This is a genomic window from Rubripirellula lacrimiformis (genome assembly GCF_007741535.1).
GTDB lineage: Bacteria > Planctomycetota > Planctomycetia > Pirellulales > Pirellulaceae > Rubripirellula > Rubripirellula lacrimiformis.
The window spans coordinates 7,006,789-7,022,651 of record NZ_CP036525.1; the positions used below are offsets into that span (position 1 = coordinate 7,006,789).

Below are 15,863 nucleotides of genomic sequence, written 5' to 3' on the forward strand. Positions count from 1 at the left end.
CGCTTAGGTGGCTCCCAAAACGTCGTTTTCGACGATGGATATGGATCAGAACTTGGTGACTTAGAAAGCAGGCGGGGCTAGCTCGGTTTAAACGCGTCCGATGATCACGACCGAGTTGATTCCCAACATGCCAAACGAATTATTCAGGATGTAGTCAACCTTGGCGACCTCCTGAGATTCGTTTAGCACTAAACCGGGCAGTTCACAGGAGGGGTCGAGCTGGTCGACATTGATCGTCGGGTGAACCACTCGATCTTGGAAAGACGATAGGTTACCGGCCAATTCAAGTGAACCCGCCGCCCCCATCGCATGCCCGATATAGCTTTTGGTGTTATTGATTCGGGTGTTCGTACATTTGCCAAATACATTCCGCAGTGCTAGACACTCCTGCGTATCGCCACTGTTGGTGCCTGTGGCGTGGGTACTGACGATGTCGATCTGATCAGCCTGCAAACCGGCTCTTTTCAGCGCCATTTCGACGCACTGCGTCTGGCGTTCCGGGTTGGGCAGCACGAAATCGGTGGCGTCGGTGTTCATCGCATAGCCGACCAGTTCGCCGATGATCGTCGCACCGCGTGCTTTGGCGTCGCTGAAGCGTTCCAACGTGTACAGACAACCGCCTTCAGCAACCACGATGCCGTTTCGATTCATATCGAAGGGGCGTGACGCCTTGGTCGGGTCTTCGTTGGTCGCCAGCGCGTTCTGGCTGTTGAAACTGGCAAAGATCCCGAACGTGTGGATGCTTTCGCTGGTCCCACCGGCGATCGCCACATCACATTCGTCCAACCGCAGCATCTGGGCACCTTGGATCAGCCCTGCATTGCCAGCGGCACAGGCGGCGCCGATGGTGTAGTGCGGGCCGGTGATCCCCATGTTCAATGCGATTTCGCCCGCTGGATTGTTGGCGACCGTTCGCGGGTTGTGGTGGTGTGACCAACAACTGGTGTCGTAGTCAAACCCTTTGATGATGTGGATTTCGTTCTCGGTTTCGACGTTCCCGTGCTCCGTCACACCGACATAAATGCCGACGCGTGACTTGTCCACGTTTTCCCAGTCCAATCCGGAATGCTTGACCGCTTCGTTGGCGGTGTAAACACCGACGCTGCCGGCCCGAGTCCCGCGGCGAATGTCTTTTTTCGACTGATATCGCTTGGCATCGAAATCGCAAATCCCGGCCAATGTTTTGCCGAAGTAGCGAATTTCGTAAGGGCTGACACCGCTGCGGCCTTCCAAGAGGGCTTCACGATAAGTCTGCCAATCGTTGCCATTCGGAGCCGTCAAACCGATCCCGGTAATGACGATCCGCTGGTTGTCGGGAAGTTCAGAGGCGCGGCTAGGTGCGATCACGGAATTGATTTTCACAAGGGCGAAGTCGGGGACCCGTCTTACCGAATCAGACCCGCAGGGATGAACCAGAAGGCTACCAATGCACGGCTTTCTAGGCAACGGGCTGGTTTTGGGGAGTCACTCAAACGCTCGCTGCCAAAGCCCCTGCGTTTGATACTTCGACGTCCAAAGCTCCTGCTGCCAAAGCTCCTGCGTCCGCCCCCCCCCATCACGACCGTCCGGACCAGGCCTGTTCCAGCTGATCCAACCCGTCCTGCATCCCGATCCGCACGTGGTACCCCAGACGATCCTTTGCCGACGAAATATCGAAATAGTGGTCGTGAGCCAACTGGGCGGCCACAAATCGCGTCATCGGTGGCTCGTCCGTCTTGCCAGTCATTCGGTACACGGCTTCCAACACGGCCCCCACCCGATAGGCGGCGGCCGCTGAAATCCGTTTCTGTGGCGGTGCGACACCGCCAAAGCGACAGACATTGGCGATCCAGTCCCAACAGTTGACCGGTTCGTCTTGAGCGATGAAGTAGGCGCGGCCGGCCGACCGGTCCGGATCTTTTGCCAAAGCGTCCAGGGCATCCAAATGGGCGGCACCGGCATTGATAACGTGAACAGTATCCACCCGATTGGTCCCGTCGCCCACGATCCGAAGCCGTTTCTTGCGGGCTCGGTCCAACATCCGCGGCAAAAGATGCGGGTCATCGGGCCCCCAAATCAGGTGAGGCCGCAGTGCCAGGGTCCGCAGGCCGCTTGGATCATCCGCCGCCAAGACCGCCTGTTCGGCCAGCGCCTTAGTATGGGGATAGTGACACAACCACCGATCCGGATAGGGCTCGGATTCATCCACCCCCCGCTGATGATCGCCACCGAAGGTCACGCTGGGGCTGCTGGTGAACACCAGCCGGCCGATTCCCCGATCGCGACAGGCCGCGATCACGTGCTCGGTCGCCACCGTATTGTTCTGATAAAAATGCTGCCACGGCCCCCACACGCCGGCCACCGCCGCGGTGTGCACGACCGCGTCCACGTCGGCCACCGAGGAAGCGACAAATTTGCCGTCGGTCAGGTCGCCGCGGACCGCCACCATGCCTTGGCGGACCAACTCCGGGTACTCGCGACGAGAAATTCCGAAAACTTCGTCGCCCCGATTGAGCAATTGTCGAACAATTTCGCTGCCTAAGAACCCACCACAGCCAGTTACCAGTACCCTCATTTGCCGTTATTTCCCGTACATACCTCGCAAAACTCGGCCTTCGGAGGCCATTTTCCATCTTCGTGCCTAGCATCCTCGAAGTGAACCTTTCGCAAAACCCGGCCGTCCGCTAATCTGTCCGGACGTCGAGACGAATCGGACTGATTCCGAATCGCTTCGGCGGACAAATCTCGGGGCGTGGCGCAGCCTGGTAGCGCGACTGGTTTGGGACCAGTAGGTCGCAGGTTCGAATCCTGTCGCCCCGATTTGAAGACAAAACAGCCCGTCGCATTCATTTGCGGCGGGCTGTTTTTCGTTCTACCGTCACCGCCGCACGCAGTCTTCCACGCTTTTCGTGTCGAGCGTGCCCGCGATGTCGCCGCTGAAATCGGATCGGGCGGCAAGGTAAGCTAGACGAATGGGGCTGAAATTTGCCGATCATGTTGGACGGCAAGCCAGTGACCCCGATTTGCATAGCGGACACCTCGATGAAGATCCTGAACCTTGTTTTGCTGACCGCCCTGGGCATTCTTTTCGCGGCGTCTGGTGCACGGTCGTCGGTGGCGGCCGAACAAGAACCGACGGCCCCAATCGACGGCGGTCGTAAGCCCAACATCATCCTTGTCATGGCGGACGACCAGGGCTGGGGCGATGTCGGGTACAACGGCCATCCGTTTGTGCAGACGCCGGAACTCGACGCGATGGCAGCGGACGGTTTCGTGTTCGACCGTTTCTATGCCGCGGCGCCCGTGTGCTCACCCACTCGCGCCAGCGTGATGACCGGACGCAACCCCATCCGCACCAAAGTGACCAACCATGGTCGATACATGCGGCCCCACGAACAGACCATTGCGGAATCACTGAAAGCGGCAGGATACGTCACCGGGATCTTTGGCAAAGTCCATTTGGGATCGGGACAACCCGAATCGCCTTGCAATCCAACGGGCATGGGATTTGACGAATGGGTGATCGGCCTGAACTTTTTCGACAACGATCCCTACCTCAGCCGCAACGGCAAAATCGAACACCGCCTAGGCAAGGGATCCGTGATCGCGATGGATGACGCGATCACGTTTATCAACCAACACAAAGATGGGGATCAACCACTGTTCGCCGTTGTCTGGTTCCCATCACCGCACGACCCACACCAAGAAGTTCCGGCCGGCCCGTCGCTTTACGATGACGAGAAGCATGCCGGATACTATCGTGAAATCACACTGCTGGACCAACAAGTTGGGCGACTGCGTCGTGAACTGAAACGCGCCCAGATCGCCGACAACACAATCCTATGGTATTGCAGCGATAACGGCGGGCTTGTCGAAGCGACTTCCGGCGGTCGCGATCGCAAGGGCAGCATCTACGAGGGAGGTCTGCGGATCCCAGCGATCATCCAGTGGCCGGCACAGAAAATCAGTGGACGAACGGCTGTGCCGGCATGGACGTGCGACATCTATCCGACGCTGCTGGCGATGGCTGGAATCCCATCCAGCGCAACCTACCCGATGGACGGGACAGACATCAGCAACATCATTGTGGGAAAGGCCCACAAGCGAACCAAGCCGATGGGATTTTGGCACAAATTTCAAACGGGACAGGCGACCTGGAGCGACCGCATCCAGAAAGCGATCATGGAAAAGCAGCAGGCCGGTGCACCGCTGCCTCATAACCCCGATCGCATTCGCAAGGACGTCGATGAATTCCCACAGTTCCCCGAAGACACAGCGACCGGGCATGCAGCCTGGAACAGATGGCCGTGGAAACTGCACCGCATCAATGGCACGCGGTACGAACTGTACAACCTAGCCGACGACGCAATGGAAACCACGGATCGATCTGACGATCCCGATCAGCAAACGCGATTGGCAGAGATGAAACAGGAACTCGATGACTGGATGCGTTCGGTCGTTCGCAGCGTCAACGGCCAAGACTACTCCGCCATCGCTCGCTAGCTTCGCAACAAGCCTGGACGACCGCCACCATCCAACGGGGGCACGTCGAACGCTTACAATCATGCCAAGCGCCGACTCGGTTCGCGACCGAACAGCATCTGACTTCCCGTGCTCACGCACCATCGAGCCCATTCATTTGTCTGCGACCTTCTGCGATCGCAGCATCGGAGACACCCATGACATCCTGGCCCACCTGCATCCAAAGAACCTGTCATCGGTTTTGTTTAGCGATGCCTCTGGTCGCGGCTGCCTTGCTGCCGATCGTGCTTCCCACCGCCGCACTGGCGGCGGATCTACCGACGTTGATTGTGCCAAAGTGCGACGACTTTGATGTCACTGGCAAAGGCGACGCCCAGGCATGGGAAACCTGCCAATGGGTTCCGCTGAACCGGCGAGGCAACGGGCAACTCGACTACACCGCGCAGTTCAAAATCATGTATTCGGACAAGGGCATCTATGTCCTATTCGACGGCAGCGACAAGACGCTGACCGCAACCATGCAAGAAGATTTCCTGGACCTGTGGACCGAAGATGTTTTCGAGTGCTTCTTTTGGACCAACCCCAAAGACCCTGTCTACTTTGAATACGAAATCTCGCCACTCGGTTACGAACTTCCCATCCTTGTCCCAAATCTTGATGGACAGTTTCTCGGTTGGCGTCCGTGGCACTACGACGGCGATAAGAGGATTCAAAAGAAGGTGTCAGCCACGGGAGGCAAAAACGAATCGATGTCGGGCGTCACCGGGTGGCGCGCGGAAGTGTTCATTCCCTACCTCGTTCTGGAACCGCTGCGAAACGTGCCGCCCAAAGAAGGCACGCAGTGGCGTGCAAACTTCTACCGTGTGGATCACGACGAGAAAAAAACCACGGGCTGGGATTGGGCGAGGACGGGGCCAAGCTTCCATGATTCGAAAAACTTCGGCACCCTGGTCTTTGGCAAAGTGGTCGAATCCGAAACGCCCAAGGATGACATCCGCGAATTGAAACTTGCCGACTGGCAGCCGAAGTCCATGCTGAAAACAAAAGTGACGCGAGTCAACACGCCCACGTATCCTGTCATTGACGTGCACAATCACCTGGGCGGCGGAGCGAGCGTGCTGACTGTAGAACGCGTCAAAAGGTACTTGCAAGAAATGGACGACGCCAGCGTCCAGACCGTTGTCAATCTTGATGGTGGCTGGGACGACAAGCTGGCGGAAACCGTCGCTGCACTGGACACGGCTCACCCCGGCCGGTTCTTGACATTCGCACTGATCAATCTGCGTGACTTTGAAACCGAAGGCTGGTCCCAACGCGAAACGGCGCGTCTTCGCAACAGCTTCGAAGCCGGTGCGAAAGGGCTGAAGTTTCACAAATCGCTGGGTCTGTCTTATCGCAATCGCGATGGCAACCTGCTAACGATTGATGACGAACGGTTGGATCCGATTTGGGCCTTGTGTGGCGAGATGCAACGCCCGGTGATGATCCACACCTCCGACCCCGCCGCTTTCTTTACGCCGCTGGATCGATTCAATGAACGCTGGCACGAACTGAATGACCACCCCGGCTGGTTATTCCATGGCGACAAGTTTCCGTCTCGCGAAGAGTTGCTTGATCAACGCAATCGAGCGATCGCCAAACATCCGAAGACCACATTCATCGGGGCTCACTTTGGCAACAACCCGGAAGACCTGGAAACCGTCGGACAATGGTTGGACAAGTATCCCAATTTCTACGTCGACATCGACGCACGGATCTCGGAACTAGGACGGCAACCGTACAGCAGCCGAAAGTTTTTCATCCGCTATCAAGACCGCATCATGTTCGGCACCGATACGACTCCTGATGCCGAGGCGTACCGGCTTTACTATCGGTTCATGGAAACCGACGACGAATACTTTGACACCGCAGAATCGCACCACCGACAAGGGTTCTGGAACATCTACGGCATTTTCCTGCCCGATCCAGTCCTCGAAAAAATCTACCGCGGCAACGCGACCAGAGTGCTGGGACTGGATTGATCAAGCCAGCGAATTCAACGATGGTATTCTTCAATACTCCGGTCACCGTTCCCAGCGGTGACGAAATGACGAAGCGATCCTTCCCCCCACGATTACCTTGGATACCGACCATGACACGAAATCTATTCTTGCTACTGGCGATGGCCCTGCCACTGACGATGGGCTGCGGTGATAGCGGCGAAAACGCGGCATCGCCTGAAGTCCCCGCCGCGACCTTGGCGTCGCTGAAGCAAGCCGACCTGCTGGACGGCAAAGAAGACCATGTGATCAGCAAGTGCTACGTTTGCAGCCTCGGCATGGACGGCAAGCCAGAGTTTGCTGTTGAACAATATGGCTACACCGCTCACCTGTGCAGCGAAGGATGCAAATCCCATTTCGAAGACTCTGCAGACGAAGTCATCGCATCGACCACGATCCCCGTGCCGGCTGCTGAATGATCGACGGATCCCTTTCGGGATTCCGTTTGCTGGCCACCCCTAAACGGCTTCGGGGTCCCGGCTCAGGTACTGATGGACACAGGTAATCGCCAGTGCGCCATCGCCGACGGCAAAGGCACAGCGTTTCGTTGTGCCACTGCGGACATCGCCCGATGCAAACACTCCGGGCAGCGTTGTCTCGAGTTCGCAGGGCGGTTTTGCCGACACCCATCTTTCATGATCACCGATCGCCGGACCAGTCAGAACGAAACCGCGCTGGTCCAAGGCCACCGATTCGGGTAGCCATTCGGTGTGCGGTTTGGCCCCGACAAAGATGAATGCTGCGGAACAGGGCACCCATTCCTGATGGCCGGTTTGACGGTTGTCGATGTGCACTTGGTTCAGGCTCCCGTCACCCGACATGCCGCATACTTCGCTGTGATACTGAACTTCGATGTTCGCAGTGTTTTCAATCCGCGTTGCCAGATAGCTGGACATCGATTTGCGCAAGTCATCGCCCCGCAGCAGCACACGGACCTGCTGTGCGTGTTGCGACAAGAACATCGCCGCCTGGCCTGCGGAGTTGCCGCCACCGACAACGATGGCCGTCGAACCCTGGCACACTCGGGCTTCGACCGACGTTGCCGAATAATAGACTCCGACGCCCTCGTACCGTTCGCATTCATCCAGCGGTAGTCGCCGATAGGATGCGCCGGTCGCAATCAACACCGATTTTGCACGGACGGATTGGCCGGTGCAAAACTCCAGCACATGATGGCCGTTGTCTGCACGCGACATTGAAACAACGGACACCGGGGCAGTGAACTCGGCCCCAAACTTCAACGCCTGCAGAAACCCTTGGTTGGCCAAATCGGTTCCTGAAATCCCCGATGGAAACCCCATGTAATTTTCGATCCGCGAACTTTGGCCGGCTTGACCACCCGGCCCGACCCGATCCACCACCAAGGTCCGAAGCCCTTCCGAGGCACCGTAGACCGCGGCCGCCAACCCTGACGGCCCGGCGCCGATGATCAACACGTCATAAGTCAGGTCGGGAATCTGCCTTGAAATCCCCAAACATTCGGCAACCTTGGCCAGTGTCGGCTGTCGCACGACACTCTCACCACAAACCAAGATAGGCGTCTCGGCAACCGTCGCGTCGCACTCAGCCAGCAACGCTTTGCCCGCTTCTGTGTCGGTCTCGAACAACGTGTGCGGAACCTTGTTCTTGTAAAAGAACTCACGCAAACGCATCGTGTCCTTCGAATTGGCCGAGCCGACCAAACGTATCCCCAGATAGCCCGATTCTTCCAGTATTTGGCGACGGGCTTGAAACGCAGTCAACAGCTTGTCGCTTAGCGTCGGAATCTCACCCAGCATTCGCCGAATCCGGCAGGCGGTGACTTCAATCACTCGGCAATCATCACGTGCCCGCGCGGAAACCGTTGCCGGGCGTCCGGTCAGAATGGCTTCGTCTCCGGCAAACCCCTTGGCCGAATGTACCAACAACTCGCGTGCGTCGCCGCTGGACCGATCGATGATTGCGACATTCCCAGAGACGACCGCAAAGAACGAATAGTCCTTTTGCCCACTTTCGAAAAGCGACTCACCTGTCGCCAAATCGCGGACCATGCCAATCCGAGCAAGATCATCCATTTCTTGTTCAGTCAACTCTGGAAAAGCGACGCGGTCGGCGGTGGGGTATGACATCAAGTTCCTATCGTTGGGGTACGTCTCAGACGCCTATGGCTAGTCCGCCATCCTAGCATAGCGGAGTGATCGTCCACCAAGACGCAAAGACACATCCAGGGCAAGCCAGGTAGCCTGGGACACACCCATGAACGGCTAGGGCGATCGCCCCGGTTCTTCGGAGACCAAACCGAGGATAACAAGGCCACCACCATTGCCCCCCTCTCCCCCGGATTGAACACGAGCCCCGCTCGAATTCAATCCGGGGGAGAGGGGACGGGGGTGAGGAGGCCGGCGCACCAACACAAACCGCCCAAAAAAGCCGGCTGAAGCCGGTACTACAAACGGAAGTAGGCCGGATCAAGGAGCAAAGCGACGCGGATCCGGCAATCCCCCCAAAACCACCTAGCCGATAGCCCCGGTTCTTCGGTGACCAAACCGAGGCTAACAAGGCCACCACCTCCGATGCCCCCCTCTCCCCCAGATTGAACACGAGCCCCGCTCGAATTCAATCCGGGGGAGAGGGGACGGGGGTGAGGGGGCCGGCGCACCAACACGAACCGCCCAAAAAAGCCGGCTGAAGCCGGTACTACAAACGGAAGTAGGCCGGATCAAGGAGCGAAGCGACGCGGATCCGGCAATCCCCCCCACAAACCGCTTAGCCGATAGCCCCGGTTGAACGCAGGAACCAATGCGTTTGCCAAACCGCCTAACCAACCGAAAGACGCTGCGGTCAGGGCATCACTCTTGCTGCGTGAAAGGCACGCAACGTGCACTGATGCACTTCGGCTGCTGGTCCGATTCCTCTGCAGAGGTCCGAAGATGCCCTTAAACTACCAACGGGGCATTCCCATCCCCGTACTATCCACCAGTGCGCGGCAAGGTCAGCGGCACGAATCGACACATAGTTTGCCGTTACCAACAGTCCATCAACGGAATCAGCGATCTTATGAATCCATCTATCGGCACAGCGACGCCTGTGGACGCCTTCCTCCTGGACGTCCAATCGGGGCTATCGAAGTCGCAAAAGACGCTGTCGTGCAAGTATCTTTACGACCAACGTGGATCGGAACTGTTCGACAAGATTTGCGAAACCGACGAATACTACCCGACGCGGACCGAACTGCAGATCATGGAACGCAATGCCGATTCGATCGCTGATCAGATCGGATCGCGAGTGATGCTGGTCGAATACGGCAGCGGCAGCAGCATCAAAACACGGGTGCTGCTAGACGCGCTGGACACACCGGTCGCGTACGTTCCGGTCGACATCTCCGAGGACCATTTGCTGCGAACCGCCAAGGGCCTGCAAACGGCCTATCCCGAAACCGAGATTCTGCCGGTAGTGGCGGACTTTACCCAACCGTTCTCGCTGCCCCAGTCCAACCAGGACTACAGCCATGTGGCGATCTATTTCCCGGGATCCACGATCGGGAACTTCACTCCCGAAGCGGCCGGCGAACTGTTGCAGTTCATGTCATCGATACTCGGCCCTCAGGGTGGCCTATTGATCGGCATCGATCTGCAAAAAGAAGTTTCCGTGATCGAATCGGCCTACAACGACCAGGCTGGCATCACGTCTGACTTCAACTTGAACCTACTCTCACGAATCAACTCGGAACTCGATGGCGACTTTCGTCTCGACGAATTCAAGCACCAAGCGGTCTACAACTCGGACCAACACCGCATCGAAATCTCCATCGTCAGCCAGCGTGACCAGCAAGTCCGGATCGGCGGCACCACGTTCAGCTTTCGCAAAGGCGAAACGATTCGAACCGAGTATTCGCACAAGTACACCATCGACGGGTTCGCCGAGTTCGCGTCCCAGTACGGTTTCGCATTGCACAAGCATTGGACGGACTCGCGGGACTACTTTGGCGTCCTGCACTTGGTTCTCGATTGAAGGTTTCCCGCACGATCGAAAATCTGACAAACCAACCACGCATGCGTCACTGCGACTGGCTAGGCCCAGCCACGGGAAATCAACATGACTGCCAACTCGATCGCCGATTCATTCCAATCGGTCCGCCACTTCACCGTGCGACTTGCCCAGCCCCTATCGGCCGAAGACTGCATGGTCCAATCGATGGACGATGCCAGCCCCACTCGCTGGCACCTGGCTCACACCACTTGGTTCTTCGAGACATTCGTTCTAGCCCAAGAATCGGACTACCAGCCGTTCGATCCACAGTTCAAGTTTCTGTTCAATTCCTACTACAACACCGTTGGCGATCAGTACCCGCGGCAGCGGCGTGGCATGATTTCGCGGCCCGGTTTGGAACAGATCCAAAACTACCGTCGTCATGTGGATCAGCAGATGATCCAGCGATTGCAAAAACCGGATTTCGCAGCCAAGCATCAACGATTGATCGAAGTTGGAATCCAACACGAACAACAACATCAGGAACTGATCCTGACGGACATCAAGCACGCTCTGTCGTGCAATCCAACCTGGCCCCAGTACCACGCATTGCCGCTGGACCGTACCGCTGACTCTGCCGCTGACGGCGATTCAACACGATCGAAAACTCCCATCAACATCGATGAAGGCGTTTACGAAATCGGGCACGATACCAACGGGTTCGCATTCGACAACGAATCACCACGGCACAAGGTGTTCCTGAACCAGTGTGCGGTGGATTCGGTGCTGGTCACCTGTGGCGAGTATCTGCAGTTCATGAACGATGGCGGGTACCAACAGCCGCAGCATTGGCTTTCGATGGGCTGGTCCGCCGTGAACCAGAACGGGTGGCAGGCACCGATGTACTGGATCGATGTTGACGACGTACCGATGTTCTTCACCCTCGCCGGACTTCGGCCTGTCGACCTAGACGCCCCGGTGGCTCACGTCAGTTTTTACGAGGCCGATGCATTCGCGCGATGGGCAGGCAAACGACTGCCGACTGAATTCGAATGGGAAATCGCGGCCGCACAAACCACGATCGACGACGACGCCCCGTTCGTGGACTGGCTTCTGGATCGACAACTGGCCATCCACCCCACCCGATCCCCCCATGGCTTTTGCGGCAGCGTCTGGCAATGGACGGCCAGCAACTACTTGGGATATCCCGGATACAAGCCACCGGCCGGCGCGGTCGGCGAATACAACGGCAAATTCATGTGTGACCAACACGTCCTTCGCGGCGGTAGTGTGGCAACCCACAGCAGCCACATTCGGCCCACCTATCGAAACTTCTTTCCCGCGTCCACGCGCTGGCAGTTCGCCGGAATACGTCTCGCGGAATAAGACGACTTCGTATCCCATATCCTAGACACCCTGCCTGGGCACCTGACCAGTTCTATCTTGGAAGCCAAGGCGACGTTTTCCCATCGCCGATTCTCCACCGCTCACTTGGTGTGAAGCGATTTCCAATCGGGATAGATCGGTCGATCCTTTGTCTCCCGATCTCCGTGGCCGGCGGGTGCCGGAGGAGCACTGTCCAGAAGCGATTGCAGTTTGCGGTGAGCTTCCAGCCGCTGTTTGCCGGTCAGTTGTTTAGACAGGTCATCGGATTCATCCAAGTCATCGGCCGGTTGGTAGAAACGACCATCGCGGTACAGTTTGAATTGGCCAGTCCGCGCGAACTGTCCGGGCTGTTTGTTCCAATACGGCTGATAGTGGCACAGCACCCAATCGCGTGGGTTGCCCGGCTGGCCGCGAAGTTGAGGCAGGAAACTTCGACCGTCGATCGGATCGGATGGCCCCAACCGGATACCGGCTGCATCGGCCAACGTCGGATAGATGTCCGTAAAGTCCACCAAGTCATCCAGCACCTGGCCTGTTGCGGTAACCCCTTTTTGGTAAGCCACTAGCGGGACATGAGTGCCCATATCGGTCATGGTGCCTTTGCCGCCTCGGATCTCGACTCCGTTCCAACGCGAACGAATCGACACGTTCGTACCGTTGTCGGCGGTGAACAGGATCAACGTGTTTTCAGCGATCCCAAGATCCTCGGTCTTCGCAACGATCCGGCCGACGATCTTGTCCATGTAGTTCACCATGGCCTGAAAGTTCGCCTTGCCATTTTTGTTCCGCTTGTTGGCCACCTGAGTTCGCGGAGCGTCGCCGATCGTGTCGGGAGTAGGCACGAATGGGTCGTGGACCAAGACCATCGGGTAATAAGCAAAGAAAGGCTGCTGGCGGTTCCGTTGCATGAAGTCACACAGAAAATCACAGAACAGATCCGGCCCGTACTTGCCATCGTTTTCTGCGGCAGTCATGAACTTGCCGTTCTGCTGGATCGGTGGACTCCAAAACCGTTCGCTCACCTTGTCCTTCACATGCGTCAGCTGCCACAGACTGTATTCGTCGAATCCTGCTTGATGAGGGCGCGAAGGATCATCGTGACCGGGCAGCTTGTTGTACAGACCGTTCAACTGCCACTTGCCCGCGATCGCCGTCTTGTACCCGGCATCCTGCAACAAGTTCGCGAAAGTCTTTTGGTTCGGATCCAGATACCCAAAGTGCGTGTAGTTTCGAAAATTGTATTGCCCGGTCATGATCATCACTCGCGACGGAGTGCAGATCGGGGTCGAATAACAATGGCGAAATCGGACACCGCCAGCCGCAAGTGCGTCGATATGCGGCGTCTCGTAGTCCTGGGCACCATAGCTTCCGAAGGCTTCCCAACTGACGTCGTCGGCCATGATCAGAATGATGTTCGGACGTTCGGCCGCCTCGGTTGCCACCCCGCCGGCAAGCGAACTCAGCAAAACAGCTAGGACTGCAATCAGCGACTTCATCGTTTGTGATTCTCCATCTGCGTAACCGGACAGCTTGCGATCGGCGACCAGCCTGCAATCTGGCAATCCGACGATTTCCCGACACACGGCGGGGAAACGCATTCTAACCGCCCCACCGCCACCGGATGGTTTCGTAGACAACACGCAAACGCAGGCCCCGGTGGATTCGCCGGCCAACTGCGATCGGAAGTCCAAGACCGGCACTAAAAGCGTCCCTCACTGCGTCACCTTGCTATATTCCATGGGTTCCGTCCAACGCACGGCGTGGGTCGTTCAGGCTGTCCATTGACCGGCTTAGGCGATTCCATTCCGCTGCAGCAAGGCAGCGCCCGTTGTCGCGACGCTGCGTGTGCTTTTCTGTTCGTCCGCCCCATCCCCACCGGAGACTTTTACTTTGTCATCCAATCGTACACGTGCATCATTGCTATTAGCGCTGGCTGGTTCGCTGCTGGGGCTGACTCTTTATGCGCAACAGCGCGGACGTGGCGACGCAGCCGTCGCCGAACCGTTTCGCGGCGTGGCCGCCGGTGGAAAAATAGAAACCGGCCTGTTTCCAATCCAATCGACCGGGGTCAGCACCCAGCCCGCGGTCGATGCCGCCAACGCCTTGCTGGCCTCGTTGACCGATCAACAGAAAGCTCGAACCACCTTTCCCGTCGACGACTCGGAATGGCGCAAGTGGGACAACCGCCATTCATCCAAACGACAAGGCGTCGGCTTCGATGAAATGAGCGAAGCCCAACGCGAAAACGCTTTCGCATTGATGCGAGCCAGCCTCAGCGCCAAAGGGTTGAAACTGTCCCAAGACATCATGAAGCTCAATGGCACGCTGGCCGAACTGGCCAACAACTTTGACGAATACGGACAATGGCTGTACTGGATCACCATCATGGGCGATCCGTCGACGACCGAGCCCTGGGGATGGCAGATCGACGGCCATCACCTGGTCATCAACTACTTTGTGCTAGGCGACCAAGTCGTCATGTCGCCGGTCTTTGTTGGTAGCGAACCAGTGCACGCGACCAGCGGCAAATTCAAAGGCACCATCATCTTGCAAGACGAACAGAACGCGGGCCTGCGTTTTGCACAATCGCTGGATGACCAACAACGCGCCGCCGCTGTCCTGTCATCGGTCAAAGATGGCAACAATGCGTTGGCGCAAGCGTACGAAGACAACCTCGACTTGGACTACGCCGGACTGCCGGGATCCAAGTTATCCGACGCCCAACAAACCCAGTTGCTAGACCTGATCCATCACTATGTCGGTAACATGAACGAAGGTCATGCCAAGATCCGGATGGAAGAAGTAGCCCAGCATCTGGACCGGACCTACTTTGCCTGGGTCGGCGACATGTCCGATGACGGTGTTTTCTATTATCGAATCCACAGCCCCGTTGTGCTAATCGAATTCGATCACGAGCGCCGGGTCGCACCATTTCGAACCAGCGCCCCCACGCGAGACCACATTCACGCCGTCATCCGCACCCCTAACGGAAATGACTACGGCAAAGATCTGCTGCGTCAACACATCGAAGAACATCACGGCCACGATCACAAACACCCGCATTAACGCGGGCGCATCAGTCGTCGGAGACTGCGATACGAGCGGCCATGGTGTGCGATTCACCTGGCTGCAGCGTCACGCTGGCGTCGCCCACGTTGGCGGTTTCGATGCACACCATCGATGGCCATTCATCGTTCCCAAAGTCCGCCATCCGTGCACTCTTGGCGATCCACGGATTCCAAACAACCGTGTTGTCGGAATTCGTCTTGGCGATCTCGATGGTTCGCTTCAACACCGGGTCATGCAATTGGCAGGTTGCGGTGGTCCCCAAATACACACGGTCGCACTCTGCATCGAAGCGGATCGCTGCACCGGATGCCGGCTTGATTTGGCCTCCGTCCACCTTGTCTAGATAGGTCGACGGCTGCAGCCCATCGATGGCAACTTGGTGGATATCACCGATCGCTAGATAGGTGTGCAGTGCTTCTTCGAAACGGGCTGGCTGGTCCGCGGTGGCAGCCAGCGAAACCGTCAACTCCATCGACAACGTCCGGCCCATCACGATCCGATACGACAAATCGTAGGGATCGATCGTCGTGGTCAACACGATCTCGATCCCCTCGGTACCGAGGTCGCTGACCCCTCGGACATCCCATGCCGTTGTCCGAGCCCAACCATGGCCGGGGGCATCGGGGTTGCCCGCCAACGGGCCGAACCATGGGAAGCAAATGGGGACGCCGCCGCGGATCGGCTTGTCCGCATCAAAGTCCGATGATTGGCTGACCCACAACACTGGCGACTGGCCGGTGGGCTGGAAAGCGGTGACATGCGCGCCGTGCAGGAAAACCTCGGCCTGGCAAAGCGACGACTCGACAACGGCCTTTACCAAACCGCCCTGGCCAGCGACAAAAGTGACGCCAGGCACGTCGTGACGCGAATTCAATGTATCAGGATTCATTCGAGATCTTGGTAGGAGTGAAAGTCCGCGATCCTATTCTTTCATGCGGGACTGTCGCACAAACCAACATC

Annotated in this window: 11 protein-coding genes and 1 tRNA gene; 7 read left to right on the top strand and 5 right to left on the bottom strand. The window is 57.6% G+C overall.

What is annotated here, in order from left to right:
- Positions 1-87: 87 nt before the first annotated feature.
- Positions 88-1,347, bottom strand: a complete 1,260-nt coding sequence (locus K227x_RS24435) for a beta-ketoacyl-[acyl-carrier-protein] synthase family protein (protein ID WP_145178405.1) — start codon at positions 1,345-1,347, stop codon at positions 88-90.
- Between the two features lie 208 nt (positions 1,348-1,555).
- A complete protein-coding gene (locus K227x_RS24440) occupies positions 1,556-2,554 on the bottom strand; it encodes an NAD-dependent epimerase/dehydratase family protein (protein ID WP_145174105.1) in 999 nt (332 codons plus the stop codon).
- 171 nt (positions 2,555-2,725) lie between these two features.
- On the opposite strand from K227x_RS24440, the gene K227x_RS24445 reads away from it, so the two are divergent.
- The 4 genes from K227x_RS24445 (at position 2,726) to K227x_RS24460 (ending at position 6,919) form a co-directional block, all read left to right on the top strand.
- Positions 2,726-2,799: transfer RNA gene (locus K227x_RS24445), tRNA-Pro, on the top strand.
- A gap of 222 nt (positions 2,800-3,021) precedes the next feature.
- The gene (locus tag K227x_RS24450; RefSeq protein WP_145174108.1) at positions 3,022-4,482 is read left to right on the top strand and encodes a sulfatase-like hydrolase/transferase; all 1,461 of its coding nucleotides are present in this window, start codon (positions 3,022-3,024) and stop codon (positions 4,480-4,482) included.
- Positions 4,483-4,658: 176 nt separating this feature from the next.
- Complete coding sequence (locus tag K227x_RS24455) at positions 4,659-6,482, top strand: carbohydrate-binding family 9-like protein (RefSeq protein WP_246146193.1); 1,824 nt, start codon at positions 4,659-4,661, stop codon at positions 6,480-6,482.
- A gap of 110 nt (positions 6,483-6,592) precedes the next feature.
- Positions 6,593-6,919 (top strand): hypothetical protein, encoded by a 327-nt coding sequence (locus K227x_RS24460; protein WP_145174111.1) that lies wholly within the window; start codon positions 6,593-6,595, stop codon positions 6,917-6,919.
- 39 nt (positions 6,920-6,958) lie between these two features.
- Here the strand turns inward: K227x_RS24460 and K227x_RS24465 are convergent, their stop codons facing one another.
- Positions 6,959-8,608, bottom strand: a complete 1,650-nt coding sequence (locus K227x_RS24465; protein WP_145174113.1) for an FAD-dependent oxidoreductase — start codon at positions 8,606-8,608, stop codon at positions 6,959-6,961.
- A gap of 928 nt (positions 8,609-9,536) precedes the next feature.
- Between K227x_RS24465 and egtD the strand changes: the two genes are divergently transcribed.
- A complete protein-coding gene (gene egtD, locus K227x_RS24470; RefSeq protein ID WP_145174115.1) occupies positions 9,537-10,490 on the top strand; it encodes an L-histidine N(alpha)-methyltransferase in 954 nt (317 codons plus the stop codon).
- Positions 10,491-10,574: 84 nt separating this feature from the next.
- Positions 10,575-11,834, top strand: coding sequence for an ergothioneine biosynthesis protein EgtB (gene egtB / locus K227x_RS24475; protein WP_145174117.1), 1,260 nt, complete (start codon positions 10,575-10,577; stop codon positions 11,832-11,834).
- A gap of 101 nt (positions 11,835-11,935) precedes the next feature.
- Here egtB and K227x_RS24480 read toward each other — a convergent pair whose 3' ends face one another.
- Positions 11,936-13,330 (bottom strand): sulfatase-like hydrolase/transferase, encoded by a 1,395-nt coding sequence (locus K227x_RS24480; RefSeq protein WP_145178409.1) that lies wholly within the window; start codon positions 13,328-13,330, stop codon positions 11,936-11,938.
- Between the two features lie 421 nt (positions 13,331-13,751).
- Here K227x_RS24480 and K227x_RS24485 point away from each other — a divergent pair, with 421 nt between their 5' ends.
- Positions 13,752-14,900 carry a DUF3500 domain-containing protein gene (locus K227x_RS24485; RefSeq protein ID WP_391540463.1) on the top strand — a complete coding sequence of 383 codons (1,149 nt, stop codon included), beginning with the start codon at positions 13,752-13,754 and terminating at the stop codon, positions 14,898-14,900.
- Positions 14,901-14,910: 10 nt separating this feature from the next.
- Here the strand turns inward: K227x_RS24485 and K227x_RS24490 are convergent, their stop codons facing one another.
- A complete protein-coding gene (locus tag K227x_RS24490; protein ID WP_145174122.1) occupies positions 14,911-15,792 on the bottom strand; it encodes a D-hexose-6-phosphate mutarotase in 882 nt (293 codons plus the stop codon).
- Between the last annotated feature and the right edge of the window lie 71 nt (positions 15,793-15,863).